20 protein-coding genes, 5 tRNA genes and 1 pseudogene are annotated in these 24,133 nt (G+C 40.2%); 10 read left to right on the forward strand and 16 right to left on the reverse strand.

The genetic code is table 11. From position 1 onward, the window contains the following. The 5 genes from KP713_RS07935 to KP713_RS07955 form a co-directional block, all read right to left on the reverse strand. Positions 1–577, reverse strand: a 577-nt coding sequence (locus KP713_RS07935; RefSeq protein ID WP_215770351.1) for a GTP-binding protein, incomplete at its 3' end; no start/stop codon positions are given. Between the two features lie 102 nt (positions 578–679). Then, positions 680–755, reverse strand: a tRNA-Thr gene (locus KP713_RS07940). A 3-nt stretch (positions 756–758) separates the two neighbouring features. Beyond that, a tRNA-Gly gene (locus KP713_RS07945) sits at positions 759–833 on the reverse strand. Positions 834–875: 42 nt separating this feature from the next. After that, positions 876–960: transfer RNA gene (locus KP713_RS07950), tRNA-Tyr, on the reverse strand. 29 nt (positions 961–989) lie between these two features. Continuing rightward, positions 990–1,065: transfer RNA gene (locus tag KP713_RS07955), tRNA-Thr, on the reverse strand. 214 nt (positions 1,066–1,279) lie between these two features. Between KP713_RS07955 and coaA the strand changes: the two genes are divergently transcribed. Then, on the forward strand, positions 1,280–2,215 hold the full coding sequence (gene coaA / locus KP713_RS07960) for a type I pantothenate kinase (RefSeq protein WP_065265688.1): 936 nt from the start codon (positions 1,280–1,282) through the stop codon (positions 2,213–2,215). 76 nt (positions 2,216–2,291) lie between these two features. Here coaA and KP713_RS07965 read toward each other — a convergent pair whose 3' ends face one another. Continuing rightward, positions 2,292–7,559, reverse strand: coding sequence for a YadA-like family protein (locus KP713_RS07965; protein WP_215770352.1), 5,268 nt, complete (start codon positions 7,557–7,559; stop codon positions 2,292–2,294). A gap of 290 nt (positions 7,560–7,849) precedes the next feature. Between KP713_RS07965 and KP713_RS07970 the strand changes: the two genes are divergently transcribed. Continuing rightward, positions 7,850–8,173 carry a DUF4298 domain-containing protein gene (locus KP713_RS07970; RefSeq protein WP_215770353.1) on the forward strand — a complete coding sequence of 108 codons (324 nt, stop codon included), beginning with the start codon at positions 7,850–7,852 and terminating at the stop codon, positions 8,171–8,173. Positions 8,174–8,257: 84 nt separating this feature from the next. Here the strand turns inward: KP713_RS07970 and tpiA are convergent, their stop codons facing one another. Continuing rightward, entirely contained in the window at positions 8,258–9,049 is a 792-nt protein-coding gene (gene tpiA / locus KP713_RS07975; protein WP_215770354.1) for a triose-phosphate isomerase, read from the reverse strand. Positions 9,050–9,214: 165 nt separating this feature from the next. Between tpiA and KP713_RS07980 the strand changes: the two genes are divergently transcribed. Further along, entirely contained in the window at positions 9,215–9,649 is a 435-nt protein-coding gene (locus KP713_RS07980) for a GNAT family N-acetyltransferase (protein ID WP_005629228.1), read from the forward strand. Further along, positions 9,649–10,536, forward strand: a complete 888-nt coding sequence (gene xerC / locus KP713_RS07985) for a tyrosine recombinase XerC (protein WP_215770355.1) — start codon at positions 9,649–9,651, stop codon at positions 10,534–10,536. The genes KP713_RS07980 and xerC overlap by 1 nt, the downstream gene beginning before the upstream one ends. Positions 10,537–10,655: 119 nt before the next feature. On the opposite strand, the gene KP713_RS07990 is transcribed toward xerC, so the two are convergent. From KP713_RS07990 to fkpA, 5 genes are all read right to left on the reverse strand, one after another. Further along, positions 10,656–10,943, reverse strand: coding sequence for a DsrH/TusB family sulfur relay protein (locus KP713_RS07990; RefSeq protein WP_106013771.1), 288 nt, complete (start codon positions 10,941–10,943; stop codon positions 10,656–10,658). A gap of 8 nt (positions 10,944–10,951) precedes the next feature. Then, positions 10,952–11,311, reverse strand: a complete 360-nt coding sequence (gene tusC / locus KP713_RS07995) for a sulfurtransferase complex subunit TusC (protein WP_215770356.1) — start codon at positions 11,309–11,311, stop codon at positions 10,952–10,954. Then, positions 11,308–11,688, reverse strand: coding sequence for a sulfurtransferase complex subunit TusD (tusD, locus tag KP713_RS08000; protein ID WP_065265680.1), 381 nt, complete (start codon positions 11,686–11,688; stop codon positions 11,308–11,310). The genes tusC and tusD overlap by 4 nt, the downstream gene beginning before the upstream one ends. Next, positions 11,688–12,353 (reverse strand): helix-turn-helix transcriptional regulator, encoded by a 666-nt coding sequence (locus tag KP713_RS08005; protein WP_215770357.1) that lies wholly within the window; start codon positions 12,351–12,353, stop codon positions 11,688–11,690. Before KP713_RS08005 ends, tusD begins: the two co-directional genes overlap by 1 nt. Before the next feature lie 88 nt (positions 12,354–12,441). Further along, a complete protein-coding gene (fkpA, locus tag KP713_RS08010) occupies positions 12,442–13,167 on the reverse strand; it encodes an FKBP-type peptidyl-prolyl cis-trans isomerase (protein ID WP_215770358.1) in 726 nt (241 codons plus the stop codon). Positions 13,168–13,264: 97 nt separating this feature from the next. Between fkpA and KP713_RS08015 the strand changes: the two genes are divergently transcribed. Further along, complete coding sequence (locus KP713_RS08015) at positions 13,265–13,486, forward strand: SlyX family protein (RefSeq protein WP_048953360.1); 222 nt, start codon at positions 13,265–13,267, stop codon at positions 13,484–13,486. A gap of 91 nt (positions 13,487–13,577) precedes the next feature. Here KP713_RS08015 and pgdx read toward each other — a convergent pair whose 3' ends face one another. Continuing rightward, positions 13,578–14,303, reverse strand: coding sequence for a hybrid peroxiredoxin PGdx (pgdx, locus tag KP713_RS08020; RefSeq protein WP_106014309.1), 726 nt, complete (start codon positions 14,301–14,303; stop codon positions 13,578–13,580). A 124-nt stretch (positions 14,304–14,427) separates the two neighbouring features. Here pgdx and oxyR point away from each other — a divergent pair, with 124 nt between their 5' ends. Then, on the forward strand, positions 14,428–15,333 hold the full coding sequence (gene oxyR / locus KP713_RS08025) for a DNA-binding transcriptional regulator OxyR (RefSeq protein ID WP_215770359.1): 906 nt from the start codon (positions 14,428–14,430) through the stop codon (positions 15,331–15,333). Continuing rightward, entirely contained in the window at positions 15,333–15,956 is a 624-nt protein-coding gene (gene fabR, locus KP713_RS08030; RefSeq protein WP_048953364.1) for an HTH-type transcriptional repressor FabR, read from the forward strand. The genes oxyR and fabR overlap by 1 nt, the downstream gene beginning before the upstream one ends. Positions 15,957–16,081: 125 nt before the next feature. Here the strand turns inward: fabR and mutS are convergent, their stop codons facing one another. Continuing rightward, positions 16,082–18,667: a DNA mismatch repair protein MutS gene (gene mutS, locus KP713_RS08035; RefSeq protein WP_215770360.1), complete on the reverse strand. Its 2,586-nt coding sequence runs from the start codon at positions 18,665–18,667 to the stop codon at positions 16,082–16,084. A 58-nt stretch (positions 18,668–18,725) separates the two neighbouring features. Beyond that, positions 18,726–18,820, reverse strand: a tRNA-Sec gene (locus KP713_RS08040). Between the two features lie 70 nt (positions 18,821–18,890). Between KP713_RS08040 and selA the strand changes: the two genes are divergently transcribed. The 3 genes and pseudogenes from selA to KP713_RS09045 form a co-directional block, all read left to right on the forward strand. Continuing rightward, complete coding sequence (selA, locus tag KP713_RS08045; protein ID WP_215770361.1) at positions 18,891–20,276, forward strand: L-seryl-tRNA(Sec) selenium transferase; 1,386 nt, start codon at positions 18,891–18,893, stop codon at positions 20,274–20,276. Next, the gene (gene selB, locus KP713_RS08050; RefSeq protein ID WP_215770362.1) at positions 20,273–22,132 is read left to right on the forward strand and encodes a selenocysteine-specific translation elongation factor; all 1,860 of its coding nucleotides are present in this window, start codon (positions 20,273–20,275) and stop codon (positions 22,130–22,132) included. The genes selA and selB overlap by 4 nt, the downstream gene beginning before the upstream one ends. A 51-nt stretch (positions 22,133–22,183) precedes the next feature. Beyond that, positions 22,184–22,362: pseudogene (locus tag KP713_RS09045) on the forward strand (glycerophosphodiester phosphodiesterase); the annotation flags it as partial. A gap of 158 nt (positions 22,363–22,520) precedes the next feature. On the opposite strand, the gene KP713_RS08055 reads toward KP713_RS09045, so the two are convergent. After that, entirely contained in the window at positions 22,521–24,029 is a 1,509-nt protein-coding gene (locus KP713_RS08055) for an anti-phage dCTP deaminase (protein WP_215770363.1), read from the reverse strand. Positions 24,030–24,133 lie beyond the last annotated feature (104 nt).

The raw sequence follows: 24,133 nt of genomic DNA on the forward strand, positions 1-24,133 counted from the left end.
CTAATTCAAGGATTTTTTCTTCCCATTCTGCTACGCCGTTTAATGCTTGTAATGCAGAACCACGTACGATTGGAGTATCGTCACCTGGGAAGTCATATTGAGATAGAAGTTCACGAACTTCCATTTCCACTAATTCTAATAACTCTTCATCATCTACCATGTCGCATTTGTTTAAGAATACGATGATGTATGGAACACCTACTTGGCGACCTAATAAGATGTGCTCACGAGTTTGTGGCATTGGACCATCAGTTGCTGCTACTACTAAGATAGCACCATCCATTTGTGCCGCACCAGTAATCATGTTTTTTACATAGTCAGCGTGTCCCGGACAGTCAACGTGTGCGTAGTGACGAGTTGCTGTATCGTATTCAACGTGTGAAGTGTTGATGGTGATACCACGCGCTTTCTCTTCTGGCGCGTTATCGATTTGGTCAAATGCGCGAGCTGCACCACCGTAGTGTTTAGATAATACGGTGGTGATTGCTGCTGTTAAAGTTGTTTTACCGTGGTCAACGTGGCCGATTGTACCCACGTTTACGTGCGGTTTTGTACGTTCAAATTTTTCTTTAGACATTTAAAGAGTCCCTCTAAATAGACACGGTTATCGATGGGTAAATTAAACCACATTAACCAATAAAATTGTTTGCTATAATTGAAGGAAGAGAGAAATGAAGGATGGTGCTGATAGGCGGATTTGAACCGCCGACCTCACCCTTACCAAGGGTGCGCTCTACCAACTGAGCTATATCAGCGTTTGGAGCGGGCAGCGGGAATCGAACCCGCATCATTAGCTTGGAAGGCTAAGGTAATAGCCATTATACGATGCCCGCAAGTCCTAAATTCGTCTGTCCCATCAGGATTCATCTAAAAGATGGTGGAGGGAGAAGGATTCGAACCTTCGAAGGCTGAGCCAACAGATTTACAGTCTGCCCCCTTTGGCCGCTCGGGAACCCCTCCACGCTAAATGAATACTTGATACGAAGGAATGGTGCCGACTATCGGAATCGAACTGATGACCTACTGATTACAAGTCAGTTGCTCTACCTACTGAGCTAAGTCGGCGTGTCGTAAGCAAGTGAGGCGTATTATATGGAAAAAACTTTTCCTGACAAGTGTTTTTTCTAAAAAATTTATTTTTTTTGTCTATTCGTTTAAATCACAAGCAAAAATGTGATTTTTTAGTCAGAAATCATGAAGTATGCTGAAAAATCAATGCGAAATTTCATGTTATAGAGTATATTTTCTCGCATTTATTTCACGATAAAATCACTACATCATGGAATTTTCAAATCAATTAACCCCGTTTTTAAGCTTCAATCGCACACAGTGGGCTGAATTACGTAAATCCGTTCCGTTAAAACTCACAGAGCAAGATCTTAAGCCTCTCCTAGGTTTTAACGAAGAACTTTCACTGGATGAAGTCAGCACAATTTATTTACCCCTGACACGCTTAATTAATTATTACATCGATGAGAATTTACGTCGCCAAACGGTATTACATCGATTTCTCGGCAGAAACAATACTAAAATTCCCTATATTATCAGTATTGCTGGCAGTGTGGCTGTAGGGAAAAGCACATCTGCACGGATATTACAGTCCCTTCTTTCCCATTGGCCAACAGAGCGAAAAGTTGAACTTATTACTACTGATGGCTTTCTCTATCCACTTGAGAAACTCAAGCAAAATAATCTGTTACAAAAGAAAGGGTTTCCCATTTCCTATGACACGCCCAAACTCATTCGCTTTCTTGCTGATGTAAAATCGGGTAAAAGAAACGTTCATGCACCAATTTATTCTCACCTGACATACGACATTATTCCCAATAAATTTGATGTTGTCGATCAACCGGATATTCTCATTTTAGAAGGATTAAATGTGCTACAAACAGGCAACAATAAAGCAAATCAAACCTTCGTGTCTGACTTTGTTGATTTCTCCATCTATGTTGATGCAGAAGAACATTTATTAAAAGAATGGTATATCAAACGATTTTTAAAATTCCGTGAAAGTGCCTTTACTGATCCTAATTCTTATTTCAAGCACTATGCAAAGTTATCAAAAGAAGAAGCCATTGCCACAGCAAGCAAAATTTGGGATGAAATTAATGGATTAAATCTTAATCAGAACATATTGCCAACACGAGAACGAGCCAATTTAATTCTAAAAAAAGGGGAAAATCACGAAGTAGAATTGGTGAAGCTAAGAAAATAAAAAAGTGCGGTGAATTTTCACCGCACTTTTAGGATTTATTCATGATGGGAAAATCCCATCATGGACGATTATGCCATTACCATTGGTAACCTACGCCAACTCCGGCACCGACATCACCACTGGTGTTTGCGTTACCTTGAAGTTTAAAGATCACCTTGCCATTATCGCTTGCACGAGAGTAACCAACCGCTAAAGCATTTTGACCTTTGAAGGTACCAGCTGCTGCGGCAACCATTGATTTACCTGGTGTATAAACCTGTGGTAACGCAGCTGCTGCATTTGCACCAGCGATACCAGCACGAGCCTCTTTGCCATATTTATTGACTTTTCTGTCTAGGCGGTTAAGTTCACCTGCATGATTGTTAATAACCTGACTAAGATTATTCACTTGAACATTAGTTGCATGTAATTGGCTACCATTTACAGCATCTGTTGAGGTGTTAGACACAACACCTGCTGCAACATTTTGAATTTGCGCTTCGTTACCTTTGCTGCCTACGGAAACGACACGGGTGGCGTCGCTTGGTTGGCCTGCAACAGTTGCCGAAGGATCAAGACTGTAAGCACCGGTATGTGCTTTACCTGCCTGCGCACCTGCTCCGATTGCGACAGAGCCTTTGGCTGCTTCCGGTTTGACTGCGGCACCGTTGCCGATGGCAACTGCATCTTCAACGGCAGCGTTGCTGTTTCCGCCGATTGCCACACTGTTTGGTCCGGTTGCTTTCGCAGCTTCGCCGGTAGCGTTTGCTTTGAAGTAGTCGTTGCCTACGGTTACGGTCATCTTGCCGTCTTTAACATCGCCTTTCACGGTAATGCCTGTGTTTGGCTCAGCTTTAAAGTCAACTACATCCGCATTTTTCACAGGTGCGGCTTTGTTGTTGTCGGAGGTTGAAACGACCCAACCCAGGTTTTGCGCATCTTTGACGGTCATTGCGTTTCCAGCATTTGAGTTGGCTAAATCAACCAAACCATTTTTCGCCTGATCAACTGGTTTGTCCGTTGCCGGTGTAGCCGGTTTTTGTTCTACTGCACCGGTATTCGGCTTGCCATTGGTCAAGTCGCTCGGTTTGTAGTATTTGTCGTCTACTTTTACGATCTGCTCACCGGCATCGTTATAGGCGATGGTATTTGCACCTTTTGGCACGCTTAACTTGCTGGTGTCTACATCTACAGAAACCGTTGTGGTATCCACGCCGTTAGCATCACGTTTAGTTACTGCTCTAATCGTAGTACCTTTACCATCTACAAAGTTAACCACATCATTAGGCGTTACTTTTTCAGATTTCGCCGGATCTTTTTCTTCTTTGTCTTCAGCTTTTTCTACGGTTGTTTTACCGTTTTGTTGAACAAAGAAGCCCGATTTGTTTACTGTTTGGTCGAGTTGGTCTTTATTTACCGCTTGATCAGGTTTTTCAGCCCAGCCTACATTATTTAATTGAACGCCGTCTTTACCTTTCACAATCGAATCTTTATTCTCAGGTTTTGCTGCATCATAACCTTTTGGTGTAGCTTTTACTTCGCCTGTCTTAGGATCTGTTGTGTAAGTATAAACATCCTCATTTTTATATGGGGTAGTAGCGTTTGACTTACCATCAGCTAAAGTTGCCCCTGTCTTCACTGGTTTTTGAGCTTCAGGCGCTTTGCCGTCGGTCGGTTTCAACGTACCGTCTGCATTAACATCGGCTGCTTTATACCAGTTACCATCATTCGCTTGTGTTAAATTATCACCAGCTGCATTTTTCACGTTTGCGTAATTAATAGGCAAATCAGTGTCAAATTTCACCACGGTTGTGGTTTGTTTGTCACCTTTAGCATCGATTTTATCAACAGTCGCAGTTTTTACTGTGATACCTTTGCCATCTGCAAAACGAACTTCATCATTCGGATTAACTTTTTCATCCTTATTTTCGAATTTGTCGTTTGCAAGGGCATCTTTCGCTTTCCCTACAGTCCAACCGGATTCTTGGATTGCTTTGTAAACCGTGTTGCCGTTAACAAAGTTGTCACCTTTATCTACTGCTACTGTTTCCGTTGGTTTTTTGGTATTAGTCACATTACCGTTATCATCTACAGTATAGTCAGAAGGTTGTGCATTCGGTTTCTCTTTTCCTGTTTTCGGATCGATGCTGTCTTTGTCGTAAAGCTTGCCGTTGACATTGACGTAAGTCTTATCGCCGATTTTATATTCGCCCGCTTTAACCACATCGCTCTTTTCCAACTCGATGTTGATATTGCGGATGCCGGTCTCATCGTCGGTGTTACCCGTTACTTTAATACCGTTTTTGCCGTTGAAGCGAACTTGGCGTGCATTGGTTACGTTATCGGCATAATCATTACCATTAGCAGAAACCACCCAGCCCATTTTATTCGCATCGGCAACGGTTAGGGCATTGCTGCCTTTGGAACCTTCCAAATTAGCCAAGCCTGTAGCTGCTTTTTCATACGGGTCTTTCTCTGCTTCTGTTGCTGGAGTTTTTGTCTCATCTGGTTTTTTAGGTACACCATTTTCAACGTTATCTTGAGCATAGTATTTATCCCCGATTTTGACTAACGGGTTGCCGTCTTTGTCGAAGTCGTAAGTATTCGCACCCGGTGCCACGTTGGTTAAGGTTACGTTATCGCCCGCTTTGCCTGCTTCGGTGTTGTCTGGGTTGTTCATAGAAGCGATAACATTGGTTACGGCCGGCTTGGACGGGTTGCCTTGTGCATCAAAAGTCGTACCTTCAGGGTAGTATTTACCGTCAGGGTATTTCACGACTTTATTGCCTGCTGCATCGGTATAAACCACAGGGAAGGCATCACGCAAGCCAGAAGCGACTGCATAAAGTTGCGAACCGTTAATCGCATCGGTCGAGGTAGAAGAAATCTCGCCCGCTGCAACGTGTTTGATTTGGCGTTCGCCGTAAACGGTGGCTCCGTTTTTATCTGTAGTTGCCGCACCGATAGAAACGAAACGGCCTTGCAATTCATTATCTGCTTTTTCAGCTTCAGAGCCATCTGTTTTGGTTGCGCCCAAGTTGCCTTTGAAACCGCTGTACACCATACCGTTTACATTGGCGGAGTTGACTTTTTTCACGGTCGGCTCGCCATCACTGTTGTTACCTAGTACAACGGCGTTTTCACGGTTTTCCTGGCGGCGGCCTATGCCATAGACTCTGACATTATTACCCAACACCATGACATTTTTTGCCCATACCCCGTTGTTTGAACCAACAACGAAAGAATTCTCTCCGGTTTGGCCTTCTTTAGGCGTGGCTGAAGCTGTATCTGCACCCGTAACCTTGTAATCCCATTCGCCAATTCTATTTTTAGTACCAAATGCACCTGCATTTTTAGCTCTTACTATGTTGTCGTAACCAACGGCAGTAGAGTTTTCTAAAGCAACAAGGCTGTTTGAACCTACGACGGTTGCATTGGCTGCATCTGTCGTGAAGTATCGTTTAGCTCCGTCACGAGTAGTGTAGCCTGATTCACCAGCACGAGTATTAGCACCGATTGCCACTGCATTAGGTGAGGTACCGTGCACTTTGGCTCCGTGACCTACTGCGGTAGAGCTGTTAGATGCAGTTTCAGAAGATGCACCGATTGCGATGGCATTAGTTGCATTCTTGCCGGCATAGCTTGTTTCAAAAGCTGTTTTAGCTGCATCGTGTGCGGCTTTACCGTCAGAGAATGCTTTGGCTGCTGCAGCAGACTCAGCATTTGCCTTTTCCAACTCGGTAATCTTGTTGTTCAGTTTTTTCGCCAAGGCAACAAGATGGGCCAATTTTTCGTTTTTCCCGCCAACCTGTGTATCAGTGATATTGGCAAATTTTTCAATATCAGCTTTCTTGGCAAGGACTTTTGCAATATTGGCATCTGAGGTGTCTGATTGTTTTGCAAATTCATTCGTTAGCGTTCCCAGCGCTTCAAAGCTGAGGCCCGCGGTTGTCAAGGCAGCTTGGAACTCAGAGGCATGTCTGTATAAAGCGCCAGCATTTGTATAGTTATAATAGAATGTTTTCAGATTGCTCGAAAGGTCGGCAACGATATTTTTGAGCGCGCCGGCATTGGCTTTTGCATTTTCAGCCGTTTTGTCCAAATTGGCGTATGTCTCGTATGCCGTACGATAATTCGTATAAGCTGTTTTGATGTCGTTGACAGATGCTTGTGCGACACCGGCGGTTGCTCCGGTACCGAATGCGATATTGTTGTCGCCCGTGGCAATAGAATTCGTGCCTACGGCAGATGAATTGTTGCCGATGGCCATCGTGCTTTTTTGGTAGGCGGCTCCGGCAGATGCGTTATTTACGCCGCCACCTGCTTCTGCAGAACCCAAAGCCAATGCTTGCTCGCCATAGCTGACGGCATTTTTACCAATCGCAGTAGAGCGGAAATTGCCGGCAAATGCATTGTATCCGACGGACAGTCCGTCATCCGTTACAGTATGAGCATTGGCACCAACTGTAACCGCACGGTTTGCACTGTTCCAGCCGGACATTGCGCCATCACCGATAGTTACGGCATTGTCGCCCTTGCTGAAAGCATTAGGGCCTACCGTAACTGTATTTTTACGAACTGAGCTGGCTTTAAAACCCATTGCAATGCTGTTCTCATTACTTGCATTGGAACCGGAGCCCAAGGCTACTGTGCCGACGGCATTGGCATGAGCAATCGAGCCGATGGCAACGCCGCCTTTGTTGCCGCCGCCGGATGCCATCGAATTGGTACCAACCGCTATTGCTTCAGGGGAGACGGTGCTGGAATTTGTACCGATGGCAATGCTTTTTTCCCAGTCTGCTCTGGCGCTGTTACCGATGGCAATGATATTTTCACCACTTTGATAAGTTGCGGCCTGTTGATTGCGCATACCGCTTGCGTCACGGCCGATCACAATGGCATTGCTTGCCGTTGCAAGTGTACGCGTACCGATTGCAATCGAATCGTCGAAAGTGCCTGATTCGGCATTGCCGTTAACTTTGGGCTGGATACGCGCCTGCGCACCGATGGCAATACCATTTGAATTGTACGGTACTGTAGTTTGTAGCAGCACTTCGGCGCTCGGACCGATGGCTACTGAGTTAGCGGTTTCTGCTTTTGCCTTTCTTCCGGCGGCAATCGCATTGTTACCCGTAGCTTGTGCGTTTTCAGTATTAGTAAGTGCAGTACCGTCTGCTCTATCTGATACTGAGATTAAACCATCTGCTGCGGTATGTTGTGCAGCATATACTCCAGTAGAAAAAAGTGCGGTAGAAATTACGGCTAATTTTATAGATTTTGATTTGCCTTTGGCTGATGCCAATTCACCTACAGCAGTCCAAGTTTGGGTGGCATGATTCCAAATTACTTTGAAAATGTTGTTCATTCAGTTTTTCTCCTAAAATTGAATAGATAAATGTCAGTCCATTGCTCGACTTGTGAAAAATAGTAGATAAACGACTAAATACTACCTACACCTTGCAATTTTAAATTGTCGCAGGGATTCTACAGACTATCAAATTAAATAGAAAGTATCTTTACCAAACTTTACAAAGATTGACATTAAATTTTTAATCTATTTAACCTCATTTTTCCTGAAATATAGATAAAATACCTCAGTGATGAAAGTGGGATACAATCTACTCCGACCACATCACTATTTAATAAGGAAAAAATATGCTATCAAAAGAACGTTTATCCCAACTTGCCGAAATGGAAAGTATTTTAGATGAAGCAAATAGTTTTCTTGCCGAGGCTGAACAGTTTTTGGAAAAATGGCAGGCGTTTTTGCCCAAAATGAAACGCTTAGAACATTATTACTTCGAAGGCGATTGGCGAGAGGATTTTGAGGCTTACGAAAATGGTGAAGTACCAAAAGACCAACCTTGTGGTGTACTTTCCGAAGACTTGGTTTTTAATGCCAGTGTTGCACAACAGGGCTTAGCGATTGAGTATTTGAAAGTGGTGACGAAAATTCTTGATCAAACGAATGGGCAGTAATTGGCGATGCAGTTTGCTTGAATTCATAAACGAAAGTGCGGTGAAAATTCACCGCACTTTGTTGTTATTCTAATTAAATGAAAATTAATTTTTCGCTGCTGTCGCTGCTTTTACAATTACTGCAAATGCTGGCGCTTTTAATGATGCGCCACCTACTAATGCGCCATCGATGTCAGGCTGAGTAAATAATTCAGCGGCATTGGCATCATTTACAGAACCGCCGTATTGGATAATCACTTGGTCTGCCACGGCTTGAGATTTCGCAGCGATGTGACTGCGGATAAATGCATGAACTGCTTGTGCTTGTGCTGGGGTCGCAGATTTACCCGTACCGATCGCCCAGATTGGTTCGTATGCGATCACTGCACCGTTGAATGCTTCTACACCTAATGCGTTGATTACTGCATCAATTTGGCGGGCACACACTTCTTCTGTTTTGCCTGCTTCGTTTTCAGCTTCAGTTTCACCGATACATAATACTGGCACTAAGCCTGCTTCTTTAAGTGCGGCGAATTTTTTCGCAATAAATTCGTCACTTTCTTTATGATAAGTACGACGCTCAGAGTGACCAATAATGATATATTTTGCACCAAAATCTTTTAACATTTCGCTAGAAATGTCACCGGTAAATGCGCCTTTTACGTTCACATCTACGTTTTGTGCGCCTAATTGAATCACACTTTTACCGCCACAGCTGCAACCACAACCAGAAAGTGCTGCTTCAGCCGTACCTAAATACATAACGGGGGGGGCAATTGCCACATCACAACCTGTTACATCATGTAATTCTGCTTTTAATCCCTCGATTAATTCTTTGGTGAACGCTTTGGAACCGTTTAATTTCCAGTTACCCATCACTAAAGGACGACGTGCCATTTTTGTTTCTCCATAGTTGATAAAATTAACTCGCTTACTATACCAAAATTTCGCCACGATTCTTTGCAGAAGATCATAAAATTAAAAAAATTCTCATAGAAAGATGATTATCTTGTGCTAAAAAGCTACAATTACCTGTATGGAACCAATAAAAAATAACCAATTATGAAACTTTTCAAAGCTGAACAATGGAATATTGACGTGCTTCTTCCTCTTTTTGAAGCTTATCGCCAAGCCTATGGACAAGCAGAGAATCCAGAACGCACCTTGGCTTTTTTAACTAATCGTATGCGTTTTAATGAAAGCCTGTTTTTTATTGCAGTGGATGAAAATGAAAAGGCTATTGGCTTTGTGCAGCTTTTCCCTCGCCTTTCTTCTTTACAATTACAACGCTATTGGCAAATCACCGATATTTTTGTGTTGGAACATGCGCAACAAACGGAGATTTATGCGGCGTTGATTTCTAAAGCAAAAGACTTCGTGCATTTCACGCAATCCAATCGTTTAGTGGCAGAATTAGCGCAAAATCAATATTCAATGTTGGAATCGGAAGGGTTTAAATTAAACCCGAAAGAACGTTTATTTGAATTGAGTCTGTAATGCTAACCGCGTTAAATCGTTATTGGGATTATTTGCGGATTGAACGCCAAATGAGCCCTCACACGTTCACCAATTATCAACATCAACTTGATGCCATCATCAAAATTTTAGCGCAACAAGATATTCATGCTTGGGCACAAGTGACACCCAGCGTGGTGCGCTTTATTTTGGCGGAAAGTAAAAAACAAGGTTTAAAAGAAAAAAGCTTGGCTTTGCGTTTATCCGCATTGCGGCGATTTCTCAGTTTTTTGGTGCAACAAGGCGAATTGAAAGTAAATCCCGCCACAGGCATTTCCGCACCGAAACAAGGCAAACATTTACCGAAAAATATGGATGGCGAGCAAGTTCAACAGTTGCTTGCCAACGATAGCAAAGAGCCGATTGATATTCGTGATCGTGCGATTTTGGAATTAATGTATAGTTCAGGTTTACGTTTATCGGAATTACAAGGCTTAGATTTAAACAGCATTAATACCCGAGTGCGGGAAGTGCGTGTTATCGGGAAAGGTAACAAAGAGCGTGTAGTGCCATTTGGGCGTTATGCTTCACATGCCATTCAAGAATGGTTAAAAGTGCGGGCATTATTTAACCCAAAAGATGAGGCGTTATTTGTTAGCCAGCTTGGAAATCGTATTTCTCATCGTGCCATTCAAAAACGTTTGGAAACTTGGGGAATTCGTCAAGGCTTAAATAGCCATCTTAATCCGCACAAACTACGTCATTCCTTTGCGACGCATATGTTGGAAGCCAGTTCTGATTTACGCGCCGTGCAAGAATTGCTTGGGCATAGTAATCTTTCCACCACACAAATTTATACTCACTTAAATTTTCAACATCTGGCGGAAGTGTACGATCAGGCTCATCCAAGAGCGAAACGTAAAAAATAAACGCCCGCTAAACCGATTATAATAAAAAGAGGTAAGGCATGATTCTGGCTAGAAGGGAATGGGGAACAAATGAGAAAAAACTTTACCTGCTTAATACACTGTGACAAATTTAGTTTAATTCAAAGTGCTAATTGCGGGTAAAACTTCTGCGTTATCGCCACAAAATCCAGCGTAGTAATAGACCGCACTTTACTTTCTCTAGGTAAAAGTGAGGTGAGATTTCTTGCCAGAATATCTTGCTCTAACAACAGACATTCAGCTGGGCATTGTTCAAAACAATGCGGATATTTAATTGCGAGCAAGACGCCATCTTGCCATAACACCACCGCATCATTCTCAGTAATATTCGCAAAATACCCCTCAAGTTCTCTTTGCGCATAATCTGCTTGTGAAAAAGTATAAAGCATGATTTTCCTTAAAAAGTCAGCAATTTTTCAGCTTGATTCAGTTTGGACATAAAAGAAGCACGATCCATTTTTTCAGCTGAAATAATACATTGCTCTGACGAAATACCGAATTTTTCCAAACTTTCTGAACAAATGAAACGTTGTGTTATTTCATATAAATCTAACAATTTAAAGGTGCGAATAAAATCTTTTTGGAGAATATGTTCTGGTTGTTGATAAGAAACAAGATTCAGCACACCGTCATCTATAAAGAATACGCCAATATCCTCTTCATCACAAAAAGCCGTTGCGGCAAGTAATGCATCTAATCCCTCACGGGAAAGTGCGGTGCCATGGGGAACGGTTTTAAACAAAAAAGCAATTTTCATAATGTGATGACTCGCTCAGCCTTTAATGTTGCCGATATAAATTCACCTAGCCCCGCAATCGTGAAGCCCTCAGCAAGATTGATGTTTTCTGGGTTTTCTGCCATTAAAGTATCCACGATACCACGACGTTGTGAAGCGGCAACACAAAGGTGCAATGGGATTTGATGCATCATAGCAAGATCTTGCCAACACTTTTGCAAATTGACTTCATCACTAGCAGGATAAACTAATGCGTTTCCATTCGTCACACCATCTTGGAAAAAGAAAATTTGGGCGATCTCATGTTTTTTTTCAATCAATGCTTTGGCAAATTGGTAAGCTAAAAAAGCCCCTTGCTGACCATAAATAGGGCTTTTAACTGCAAGTACATAGCGCATTATTCTTGCTCGTGTTTTATTTGACGAATATACAGATAGACCGTATGGCGGGAAATATCCAAACGCTCAGCTACTAAATTGATCGCATCTTTAATGTCAAAAATGCCTTTTTCATACAGGGATAAGACAATTTGGCGGTTTTTAGTGTTATTGGCCACCATACGATCAGTATTTACTTCCTCGATGGTTTTCTCAATAGTTTGATTGACTAAATCCTCAACAGAGCTTGCAAAATTGACGGCTGATGTTTCTTCTGTTTTTTCTGTTGGCATAAAAGCCTGTACAAATTGTGAAATGGGGACGTCTAAATTAATATTAATACAAAGTAAACCAATAATACGTTGAGCTTTATTACGAATCGCAATCGTGACAGATTTCATCAACACACTGCCTTTAGTGCGAGTAAAATAAGGCTTAGAAACACTTTCACTTTGAATATTACGGAGTGAACGTAATGCCAAATCAGTAATTGGTGAGCCTACTTGACGATTCGTATTATGGCCATTTGCAATACAAATAGCAGAATGCTCAATATCTTCTAAAGAATGTAAAACGATTTCACAGTGTTCGCCAATCAGCGCGCTAACGCCATCAACAACCGCTTTATAAGAATTAATAATCGTGCGATCTTCATCCGTGAAAGGTTGTTTATCGTTTAATGTCATGGTTCGAGGTTAAAAGTGCGGTCAAAATTCACTGAGTTTTTATAACAAATGGCACGCATTAAAAAAACACGTGCCATGACTAGAAGTATTATTTTTCTGATTTAGGATTTACATCTAAAACTTCTACATCAAAAATGAGAGTTGAATTAGGTGGAATAGAAGCACCGGCACCCTGTTTACCATAACCTAACTCTGGTGGAATCACTAACTGAATTTTGCCACCTTTTTTCACCAATTGAAGACCTTCTGTCCATCCTGGAATAACTTGATTTAATTGGAATTCAACCGGTTGACCACGTTCCACAGAACTATCAAATACTTTGCCATTTGGTAATTTACCAGTGTAATGCACTTTTACAGTATCGGTAGCCTTAATTGCCTCACCTTTACCTGCATTTTCAATTTTGTAAAGTAAACCTGATTTAGTCGTTTTAACATCTTTGTCTTTAGCAAAATCAGCGCGATATTTATCTCCCTCTTCCTGAGCACTTTTCGCAATGGCTTCCGCTTTTGCTTTTGATGCAGATACTAATTTCGCTTCAATAGCTTCTAAAGTTTTTTGTACATTTTCATCTTTACGCACATCAACTTTACCCTCTAAAGCATCTTTTAAACCATCTAAGATACGAGCATTATCATAAGTAATCACTTCTTTGTGCGCATCGACCAAATCTTTCATTTGCCCACCCATTAATGCACCCACGGCATAAGAGGCAGCTTTTTCATCAAGCGCTTTTTCTTCCGCAAAAACTTGGCCAGAAATCACCGCACTTACCATTAATGCTGCGATAGATAATTTTTGAATTTTTAACATATGCGTTAATCCTTTATAATAAATGAAATAATTCTGAGGCTAGATTAAATCGCTTTTAACCTATTCTCAACTTTTTTTTAAAATTTAGAGAAATTTTATGCACATTGAACAAATATTAGAAAATCGTATTGCTGAACTTGAAACCAAAATCGCGTTTCAAGAGCAACTATTAGACGAACTGAATCATGCATTAGTTCAACAACAATTTGCGCTTGATAAAATGCAAGTTCAGCTACGCTATGTGGCAAGTAAATTAAAAGATTTTCATCCCACAAATATTGCAAGCCAAGCGGAAGAAACGCCACCACCGCATTATTAATTTCTGCAATAAATTCGTACAAATAAAAAGGGCGCATTATGCGCCCTTTAAATTACATTCCCAAATAATAATCAGCTAAATACTTGCCTGCTTATGAAAAGTATTTTTCCAAATCGTCGCTACCGCCAATATGCTTACCACCAATAAACACTTGTGGAACAGTAGTACGACCAGAAACCGCGCGTACACTCACGATAGTAGCATCATGGCCTAATACAATTTCTTCAAAACTTAATCCTTTATCATGTAAAAGTTGTTTTGCTTTTGTGCAATACGGACAACCTGGTTTAGTGAAGATTGAAATAGATTCTTGAATTTGATGCTGTGGCGCAAGATATTTTAACATTGTGTCTGCATCAGAAACTTTGAACGGATCACCCGGTTCATTTGGTTCAACAAACATTTTTTCTACTACGCCATTTTTCACCAACATAGAATAGCGCCAAGAACGTTTACCAAAACCTAAATCTTCTTTACCAACAAGCATTCCCATGCCTTCTGTAAACTCACCATTACCATCTGGAATGAAAGTGATGTTTTCAGATTTTTCGTCTTCTTTCCACGCATTCATCACGAAAGTATCATTTACAGATACAACGAGAATATCGTCTACACCGTATTTTTTGAATACTGGTGCTAATTCGTTATAACGTGGTAAGTGTGATGATGAGCAAGTTGGAGTGAATGCGCCCGGTAATGAGAACACGATCACTGTTTTGTTATCAAATAATTCAGAGGTAGTTACATCAACCCATTTATCACCCTGACGAGTGCGAAATGTCACTTGAGGGACTTTTTTGCCTTCCATATTAGACATCATCATTATTCTCCTATTGGTTGTTGATTTAATTTGAATGCGCTGGATTATAGGGAAATTTATGGTATAGTTACAATCAATTAATTCTATTTTTTTAATTGAAGTTTTCTATAGGAAGAATCAAATGAATATCCGAGATTTAGAATACCTTGTAGCCTTATCAGAATATAAACATTTCCGCCGCGCTGCCGATTCTTGCAATGTGAGTCAACCAACATTAAGTGGCCAAATTCGTAAATTAGAAGATGAACTCGGTATCATCTTGTTAGAGCGCACTAGCCGTAAAGTGTTGTTTACTCAATCTGGGATGTTATTGGTTGATCAGGCTCGCACAGTTCTTCGAGAAGTAAAATTATTGAAAGAAATGGCGAGCAATCAAGGTAAAGAAATGACAGGGCCATTACACATCGGTTTAATCCCAACAGTTGGTCCTTATTTGCTCCCTTATATTGTGCCAACGTTAAAAGCGGCATTCCCTGATTTAGAAGTTTTTCTTTATGAAGCGCAAACGCATCAATTATTAGAACAATTGGAAACGGGACGTTTAGATTGTGCCATCGTTGCCACTGTTCCGGAAACTGAGGCTTTTATTGAAGTACCTATTTTCAACGAGAAAATGTTACTCGCCGTATCAGATGAACATCCTTGGGCAAAAGAAAAGAAAATGTCAATGAATCAGCTGAAAGGGCAAGAAATGCTAATGTTAGATGATGGTCATTGCTTACGTAATCAGGCTTTAGATTATTGCTTCACAGCAGGCGCAAAAGAAAATGCCCACTTCCAAGCCACAAGCCTAGAAACTTTGCGCAATATGGTCTCTGCAAATGCTGGTATCACGTTTATGCCTGAACTTGCTGTATTAAATGAAGGTGCTCGTAAAGGTGTAAAATATATTCCTTGTCACTCACCTGAACCATCACGCACTATTGCTTTGGTTTATCGACCTGGTTCACCTTTACGTAACCGTTACGAACGCGTAGCTGGTGCAATCAGCAGTGAAGTAAAATTGATTTTAGCCGGAGAAAAATAATGGCCGGGGTTCGTGCAATTCAAAAAGAGAAAACACGTCGAGCCTTAGTAAATGCCGCGTTTAATCAGCTCAGTGCGGAAAAAAGCTTTTCCAACTTAAGTTTACGGGAAGTCGCTCGTGAAGCGGGTATTGCGCCAACTTCATTTTATCGTCATTTTAGTGACATGGATGAATTAGGCTTAGAAATGGTAGATGAAGCTGGTTTAATTTTGCGTCAATTAATGCGACAAGCGCGTAAACGTATCGATGCTGGTGGTAGTGTAATTTCTGTTTCTGTTGATACGTTTTTTGAATTTATTACCAATAGCACAAATGTTTTCCGCTTATTATTACGTGAAAGCTCGGGGACCTCCCAAGCATTTCGCACTGCAGCCGCACGAGAAATCAAACATTTTGTCGATGAACTCGCAGAGTATATTTCATCTAAGCATCAGTATTCTCAATATATTGCATATGTTCAAGCTGAAGGCATTGTGACTATCGTCTTCACCGCTGGAGCAAATGCTTTAGATATGAATAAAGCTGAAAGAGAACAACTCAAAACACGCGTAATTTTACAATTAAGAATGTTAGCAAAAGGTGCAGATTTCGCGGCTCAAAAAGAAAAAGGAAAACACATATAAACTTAACCGCACTTTTTGTCTTACAACCAAATCCGCAAAACTGGATTAGTTATCCTATTATTCATTTATAACATAACAAATGGCCACATTTTGCTTTACGAAATGTGGCCATTCTTCTCTATATCTTAACTTACCATTTTCTTTAACTGATACAAATACGCCAAGGCTTGTTTAGGGCTTAAATCATCGGGTTCCAGTTTTTCAATAGCTTCTCTTAATGCATCCGTTTCTTGTTCAAACAATAATTCACCTTGAGTGTGATTGGCTTCACGCAATGCCTGAATTTGTTGATCGGCTGAATGGCCTGATGTTTTTTCTAATTGTGTCAATTTCTGTTTTGCCAGTTTAATAACGGATTGTGGCACACCTGCCAAAGCCGCTACTGCCAAGCCATAACTTTTACTTGCTGCGCCCTCTTGTACGGCATGCATAAAGGCGATGGTGTTGTTATGCTCAAGGGCATCTAAATGAATGTTGGCGATGCCTTCTAGCTGTTCTGGCAACGCGGTTAATTCAAAATAATGGGTGGCAAATAATGTAAGCGAGCGGATTTTTTTGGCTAACCATTCAGCACAAGCCCACGCTAAAGATAAGCCATCATAAGTGGATGTTCCGCGACCGATTTCATCAATAAGAACGAGACTTTGCGCAGTAGCTTGATGAAGAATATTTGCCATTTCGGTCATTTCCACCATAAAGGTTGAACGCCCTGAGGCTAAATCATCAGACGCACCAATTCGAGTGAAAATACGATCAATCGGTCCAATTCGCGCGCTGTCAGCCGGCACAAAGCTGCCGATATACGCCAGCAATGTAATTAATGCGGTTTGGCGCATATAAGTACTTTTACCGCCCATATTTGGCCCAGTGATAATTAACAAATGACGATGGTGATTTAACTCCACAGGGTTGGCGATGAAAGGATCTTTCAATACTTGTTCCACGACAGGATGACGACCATTTTCAATTTTCACACTCACTTCATCACAGAATGTTGGCATCACGTAATTGAGGGTGTCTGCGCGCTCCGCAAAATTGACTAAAACATCCAATTCAGAAAGTGCAAGGCTCGCCAGCTGTAACGCGCCTAGGTGTGGTAATAATAAATCAAATAATTCATCGTAAAGTTGCTTTTCTAATGCTAACGCTGCGCCTTTTGATTTAAGCACTTTGTCTTCATACTCTTTGAGCTCAGGAATAATGTAACGCTCTGCATTTTTCAAGGTTTGGCGGCGAACATAATGAATCGGCGCTTTATGCGCTTGGCCTTGGCTAATTTGAATGTAATAACCATGCACTGCATTAAAACCGATTTTTAACGTATCAATACCCGTGCTTTCACGCTCCCGTTTTTCGAGGTTTTCCAAATATTGCGTTGCGCCATCAGACAACATACGCCATTCGTCTAACTCCGCATTGTATCCTTCTGCAATCACGCCACCATCCCGAATTAAAAGCGGAGGCGTTTCAATCAATGCTCGTTGCAATAAATCGCACTGCTCGCTGAAATCGGCAATTTGGCTGAAAAGTGCAGTTAAAAATGGCGGTGTTTTTTGTTGAACAATCACGCGCAATGCTGGAATTTGTTCTAATGCCGTGCGCAAGCGCGTCAGATCTCGAGGACGTGCTGAACGCAGCGCCACACGCGCTAAAATACGCTCCATATCGCCGACTAATTGCAAATAAGGTTGGAGCTCATCGACCAAATCAAAATTCAGAATTTCCGCAATCGCTTGTTGGCGTTGTTTTAATTTTTCCACATTACGAACAGGCTGGTGAATCCAACGTTTCAGCAAGCGACTGCCCATTGGCGTAACGCATTTATCCAAGACAGATGCTAGTGTATTTTCTGTGCCACCCGCAAGATTTTGTGTCAATTCAAGATTTCTGCGCGTGGCGGCATCTAACTGAATGCAGTCTTGATTTTGAATTAAGCTAATGCTTTGAATATGTGGCAATGCGGTACGTTGCGTTTCTTTTGCATACTGCAATAAACAACCTGCCGCACTTAAGCCAAGAGGGGATTTTTCCACACCAAAGGCGCGTAAATCTTTTGTACCAAATTGGCGATTCAGTAAGGTTATGGCAGTGCGAAGTTCAAACTCCCAAATTGGGCGACGACGTAATCCTTTGCAATGTTCAATCGCAGCCATTTCATTAAATTCTTCACAATACAGCAATTCAACTGGGGCAATACGTTGCAATTCTGCACGCAATGTTTCTTTATCTGCAGGTTCACAAAGCTGAAAACGGCCAGAGGTCATATCCAAAGTGGCTAATCCAAATTTTTCTTTTTCTTGATATACCGCAGCAATCAGATTGTCTTGGCGCTCGGGCAAAAGTGCTTCATCACTCACCGTACCAGGCGTAACAATTCGCACAATTTGGCGTTCCATCGGCCCTTTGCTTGTAGCAGGATCGCCAATCTGTTCGCAAATCGCCACAGGCTCACCCAACTGAACCAATTTTGCTAAATAACCTTCCACCGCATGATAAGGCACCCCAGCCATTGGAATGGTTTGTCCAGCAGATTGACCTCGTTTCGTCAAAGAAATATCCAACAATGCCGCCGCTTTTTTCGCATCGTCATAAAACAACTCATAAAAATCCCCCATGCGATAAAACAACAAAATATCTGGATTCTCAGCTTTGAGTTTTAGATATTGTTGCATCATTGGCGTATGTTGTTGAAATGTTTCTCCGGAAAACATGGGGCTACCTACTTGTAAGATGAGATATTTAAGTGAATCTATGCGGATTTATATAGATTGGCGGAAGGTCATGGGAGTTGAACCCACCCGGGAACGCTGGCGTCCCCAACAGGATTTGAAGTCCTGCCACCTCACCGGAGATGACGACCTTCCGTGGTTGAAATTACAGTTACTTTAGCGTAAATTAATCGGCAATTCAACGTTATTTTAAACGGATTCAAAAATGACCGCACTTTTTCAACAACTTCCTTCCGTTGATAAGATTCTCAAAACCTCTCAAGGGTTACAACTCATTACTGAATTTGGCCACTCTGCAGTCGTGGAAACATGTCGAGAATTATTAATACAGGCTCGTCAATTTATTCAAAAAAATAATCAACTTCCTGAATATTTTTCTAATTTTGACCGCACTTTTGTAGAAATTCATTCTCACCTACAAAAACAAAACCAAGTACAAATCAAAGCGGTGCATAATCTAACTGGTACAGTTTTACACACAAATCTTGGGCGGGCACTTTGGTCTGAAGCAGCACAACAGGCAGCGCTTTCTGCGATGCAAAAAAATGTTTCGCTTGAATATGATTTAGATGAAGGTAAGCGTAGTCATCGCGACAATTACATCAGTGAATTATTATGCAAACTCACAGGTGCTGAGGCAGCCTGTATAGTGAATAACAACGCCGCTGCAGTATTGTTAATGCTGGCAACCTTTGCTCAAGGTAAAGAAGTAATTATTTCTCGTGGCGAATTAATTGAAATCGGCGGTGCATTTCGTATTCCAGATATTATGGAACAAGCTGGATGCTATTTAGTGGAAGTGGGTACCACTAATCGTACTCACCTGAAAGATTATCGTTATGCTATCACTGAAAATACGGCTTTTTTAATGAAAGTGCATAGCAGCAATTATCAAATTTGTGGTTTTACCTCTTCTGTTTCAGAAGAAGAGCTTGCGAAACTAGGCCGAGAAATGAATGTGCCTGTAATAACTGATTTAGGTAGCGGCGCATTAGTTGATTTAAGCCAATATGGCTTACCAAAAGAACCAACCGTGCAAGAAAAAGTCGCACAAGGTGTGGATTTGGTCTCTTTCTCTGGCGATAAATTACTTGGTGGTGTGCAAGCTGGCATTATTGTGGGTAAAAAAGAATGGATCGAACAATTACAAGCCCATCCACTCAAGCGTGTATTACGTTGCGATAAAGTCATTTTAGCAGGCTTAGAAGCCACATTGCGTTTATATTTAAATCCTGAAAAATTAACTGAAAAATTACCAACTTTGCGCTTACTCACGCAACCATTAGAACAACTCAAAATAAATGCTATGCGTCTAAAAGAGCGGTTGGAATCTCGCTTAAATTCGCAATTTGAGCTTCAAATTGAAGATAGCCAAGCACAAATCGGTAGCGGATCACAACCGATGGAAAGAATCCCTTCTGTGGCTGTCACTATTGCAGAAAAAACAAATGCAAAACTTTCCGCACTTTCAGCTCGTTTTAAACAACTTTCTCAACCTATTATTGGGCGAATGGAAAACGGAAAAATGTGGCTAGACTTACGTAGCCTTGCAGATATTGAAACATTATTAAATACATTGGATGAACTATGATTATTGTTACTTCAGGCCACGTTGATCACGGCAAAACAGCATTATTAAAAGCATTAACTGGCACAAGTACCGCGCATTTACCAGAAGAAAAAAAACGCGGTATGACCATTGATTTGGGCTATGCCTATCTGCCTTTAGAAAACAAAGTGCTTGGCTTTATTGATGTACCTGGGCACGAGAAATTCTTGTCAAATATGCTGGCGGGTTTAGGTGGTGTGCATTATGCAATGTTAATTGTGGCTGCGGATGAAGGTATTGCGGCGCAAACGAAAGAACATTTAGCAATATTACGCCAGCTTCAATTCCACGAAATTATTGTTGTCATCACAAAAGCAGATCGTACAAATTCAGAGCAAATTGAATCGTTAATCCAAGCAATTAAACAAGATTATAGTTTTTTACGCGATGCTAACTACTTCGTTACCTCTGCAGAAACGGGACAAGGCATCAGTGAATTACGTCATTGCTTAGCTAATTTGGCAGAATTAGCTGATACTCAAAAACCTTTCCGCTACGCAATAGACCGAGTATTCAGTGTAAAAGGGGCGGGTACCGTCGTGACAGGCACAGCCTTTTCAGGAACAGTGAAAGTAAACGATGAACTTTACCTTTCTACTGGACAGAAAGTTCGTGTAAAAGCAATTCACGCACAAAATACATCAAGCGAACAAGGTATTGCGGGGCAACGTTTAGCGTTAAATTTAAATGCTGATTTAGACCGCACGCCAATGAAACGAGGCGATTGGTTATTGCAGGATGAACCGCTCTCACCAACAGATCGCATTAGTGTACAAATTTTAGCTGAAGTACCATTAAATGAAAGCCAACCTGTGCATATTTATCACGGAGCGAGTCGCACTACGGGTAAGCTCACCTTATTACAAGGAAAAAATGCCGCTAAAAATGACCGCACTTTGGCTGAAATCATATTAGATTCACCTTTATTCTTGGCTTTCGGAGACAAACTTATTTTACGCAGTGGTGATGCTAAATCGTTAATTGCAGGTGCGCGCGTATTAGAAATTGATTCACCCAAACGCCATAAACGGACAGAGGGGCGATTAAGCTTCTTGGCAAATTTAGCGCTTGCTGAAAATGCAGCCCAACGTATTGCATTCATCCTTCAACATAATGCAATATCAGCTCATAAACTGATGTGGATAGAACAACTCACAAATAAACAACTAGATGATGCAATTAACGAACGTAGCGCCGTTCGTTATCAAGATTGGTGCTTTAATACAGACTACAAAAAAGAAAAAATACAACTAATTTTAACCGCACTTAATACCTATCACGAGCAACACAATGATCAACTTGGTGTAAGCAAAGCACGTCTCTACCGAATGGCCGCTTTAAACCAGCCTGAAAACTTGATCAATCATTTTATTGATGAAATGTTAGAAGAGGGAAGATTACAGCAAACTCGAGGTTGGCTTCACTTACCCGAACATAAAATCCAATTTAGCCAAGAAGAACAAAAATATTGGGCAAGTGTACTCGATGAATTTGAAAAAGCTCAAGGACAAGCAATTTGGGTGCGTGATATGGCAAATGCCTTGGCTATGGATGAATCCCAAATGCGTAACTTTATGTATAAAGCAGGCAAACTAGGGTATCTCACACCCATCGTAAAAGATAGGTTTTTCTTAACTGAAAACATTTATGCCTATGCTCGCCTTATTAAGCAAATCGCAGAAAAAGAAGGGAAAGCATCAGTAAATGAAATTCGAGATCGATTAAATTTTGGGCGAAAACTGACAGTTCAACTCATGGAATATTTTGATCGTACTGGTTTCTTACGTCGTAAAGGAAACGATCATATCCTACGCGATAAAAACGTTTTTGATTTATAAGGAAACATTTTACTGATATATAACTAACTTCAATGAAGTAAATAACCAAGTGAAGAGCTCGAACAATACAAAGTGTAATTGCTCCCATACAACGTGCGTAAAAATATTTTATCAGTTCTTCACTGACGTAAATCAAATGTACGATGCGTTATTGAATAAAATCTGGCGCAACTGGTGTATTCACCGGCTTCCCAGATACTGGCGTTGAGTTTTTGAAAAAACAAAAATAATATGTAAGTAAAAGTAATAAAAAGAGCGGTCAAAATTCATTGTGATTTTTGGCCGCTTTTTTATAAACTGAAAAAATCAATCTCTACTAAAACCAGTATGGGTTTCATCACATACGCACTTAGTTTTGTCTAATCAAGAAAGATTCTATTTATATAAATTAATTAACCGGTTGCTCTATTTCTTCTAACTTAGCAATAATATCTTTTTCAATCTCATTTAGTGAAAAAGTATTAGAACTAAGGCGTAACGTTGCTTCTTTAGGATCCCAAGAAATTTTCTCTCCATTTGATTTTCTTATAATTTTGCTACCCGCACTTTGAGCCATAGAAAATAAATCTAAAAAACTTCTTGGACCAACTCCTACAAATGGAGAAAATTGTAGTTTATCATTCGAAGAATTTGGCAGTTTTAACTCCATTGAATCATCCCATAAATCCAAAGCTCTGCTTTTAGGATAAGGTTCAATAAAAAATACCTCCTTAATACCTGCAGCCAAAATATGTTTAGCGCAATTATGGCATGGGAAAGTAGTAACAAATATTGACGAACCAACAGTTGAATTATTTGTTCTTCCACAGGCTAAAATAGCATCCATTTCCGCATGAACTACTCTTCCATATTCCGTTATATCTTTAAGAGGGCTATTTTTTAATATAGTTAATAAATTCTTCATATTCTCCTTATGCGTTAAGTTCTCTTCATTGAATATACAATCGAACTTATTTTTAATTTCAGAAAATATAGATTTTATAATCTTTTCTTTTTCTTTTTGATTAGAATCATATCCCCTTACATAATCACGTCCATTACCTATATCATAAATTTCACCATTCTCTTCATTATATTCTGGCCAATATAATCCACCACCAAATTTAGGAATATCATTTGCCCCAGTAGAAATAATATTACGTTCTTTAGTAATAACAGCTCCAACCTGACGAGACAAATCTGCAGATCTTAATCCAGATGTGTACGCCATATACATTGAGAATTCATTGAATGTAGGTGTAATATATGGATTTCCAAATATTAACTCTAAAAATCTCTTACAAGAATTCTTTATATGCTCATTAGTCTTATTATCATATTTGATAAAATAATCAGCCAAATGAAAAGCATCAATTGTATGTTGACCATAATCATTCTCTTCACTTTGATCTCTCTCCATCAGCTTTATAGCTTGAGACTCATTCATTCCAATATCATTTATTAGCACATCTTTTCTAATATTAGGAGATTCATATAACGATATTTGATAAAAATTCTTCCCATAAATATCTCTAAGAGTTTTAATTTCCTTATCATGTTTTAATGAGTTAATTATAAAAGCTTTTCTTTTACAATCTAAATTATCCTTTCTTAATTTAGATATTTCCTTTGCTATTTTAAAAGAGAGATAATTATTGTCATATTTTTTTCTTAGATTATTACCGACATTCATTAAGTCAGTATATCTCTCATATGAATTATTATATGTACTTACTAACGAATGTGTTTGTAAAAACTCTTTCGAAACATGAAGTTCTTTAACGTCATAGCCAAATTCTGAATCTAGTAAAGATTTTAAAATATTAGATAATGATTTCAATCTACAACCTACAGCTCCTACTAAGCCAATAACAAGAAAATCATTTTTATCATTTAAAATTTCAAGTTCTGATTTCATATAATCTCCATACATTTGAACTTATAAACAGTTTAATAATATTAATTAGTTTTATCAAATATTTATTTAAATATTATCCTACTGTTTCTAAAAATCTCCATTAA

Origin of the sequence: Haemophilus sp. SZY H36 (genome assembly GCF_018829625.1) — a bacterium.
Taxonomy (GTDB): Bacteria; Pseudomonadota; Gammaproteobacteria; order Enterobacterales; family Pasteurellaceae; genus Haemophilus; species Haemophilus haemolyticus_K.

What these genes read in the sequence shown, in the direction of transcription:
- coaA (WP_065265688.1), top strand. Translation starts at nt 1,280, where the DNA reads ATGGAATTTTCAAATCAATTAACCCCGTTTTTAAGCTTCAATCGCACA.
- KP713_RS07965 (WP_215770352.1), bottom strand. Translation starts at nt 7,559, where the DNA reads ATGAACAACATTTTCAAAGTAATTTGGAATCATGCCACCCAAACTTGG.
- KP713_RS07970 (WP_215770353.1), top strand. Translation starts at nt 7,850, where the DNA reads ATGCTATCAAAAGAACGTTTATCCCAACTTGCCGAAATGGAAAGTATT.
- tpiA (WP_215770354.1), bottom strand. Translation starts at nt 9,049, where the DNA reads ATGGCACGTCGTCCTTTAGTGATGGGTAACTGGAAATTAAACGGTTCC.
- KP713_RS07980 (WP_005629228.1), top strand. Translation starts at nt 9,215, where the DNA reads ATGAAACTTTTCAAAGCTGAACAATGGAATATTGACGTGCTTCTTCCT.
- xerC (WP_215770355.1), top strand. Translation starts at nt 9,649, where the DNA reads ATGCTAACCGCGTTAAATCGTTATTGGGATTATTTGCGGATTGAACGC.
- KP713_RS07990 (WP_106013771.1), bottom strand. Translation starts at nt 10,943, where the DNA reads ATGCTTTATACTTTTTCACAAGCAGATTATGCGCAAAGAGAACTTGAG.
- tusC (WP_215770356.1), bottom strand. Translation starts at nt 11,311, where the DNA reads ATGAAAATTGCTTTTTTGTTTAAAACCGTTCCCCATGGCACCGCACTT.
- tusD (WP_065265680.1), bottom strand. Translation starts at nt 11,688, where the DNA reads ATGCGCTATGTACTTGCAGTTAAAAGCCCTATTTATGGTCAGCAAGGG.
- KP713_RS08005 (WP_215770357.1), bottom strand. Translation starts at nt 12,353, where the DNA reads ATGACATTAAACGATAAACAACCTTTCACGGATGAAGATCGCACGATT.
- fkpA (WP_215770358.1), bottom strand. Translation starts at nt 13,167, where the DNA reads ATGTTAAAAATTCAAAAATTATCTATCGCAGCATTAATGGTAAGTGCG.
- KP713_RS08015 (WP_048953360.1), top strand. Translation starts at nt 13,265, where the DNA reads ATGCACATTGAACAAATATTAGAAAATCGTATTGCTGAACTTGAAACC.
- pgdx (WP_106014309.1), bottom strand. Translation starts at nt 14,303, where the DNA reads ATGTCTAATATGGAAGGCAAAAAAGTCCCTCAAGTGACATTTCGCACT.
- oxyR (WP_215770359.1), top strand. Translation starts at nt 14,428, where the DNA reads ATGAATATCCGAGATTTAGAATACCTTGTAGCCTTATCAGAATATAAA.
- fabR (WP_048953364.1), top strand. Translation starts at nt 15,333, where the DNA reads ATGGCCGGGGTTCGTGCAATTCAAAAAGAGAAAACACGTCGAGCCTTA.
- mutS (WP_215770360.1), bottom strand. Translation starts at nt 18,667, where the DNA reads ATGTTTTCCGGAGAAACATTTCAACAACATACGCCAATGATGCAACAA.
- selA (WP_215770361.1), top strand. Translation starts at nt 18,891, where the DNA reads ATGACCGCACTTTTTCAACAACTTCCTTCCGTTGATAAGATTCTCAAA.
- selB (WP_215770362.1), top strand. Translation starts at nt 20,273, where the DNA reads ATGATTATTGTTACTTCAGGCCACGTTGATCACGGCAAAACAGCATTA.
- KP713_RS08055 (WP_215770363.1), bottom strand. Translation starts at nt 24,029, where the DNA reads ATGAAATCAGAACTTGAAATTTTAAATGATAAAAATGATTTTCTTGTT.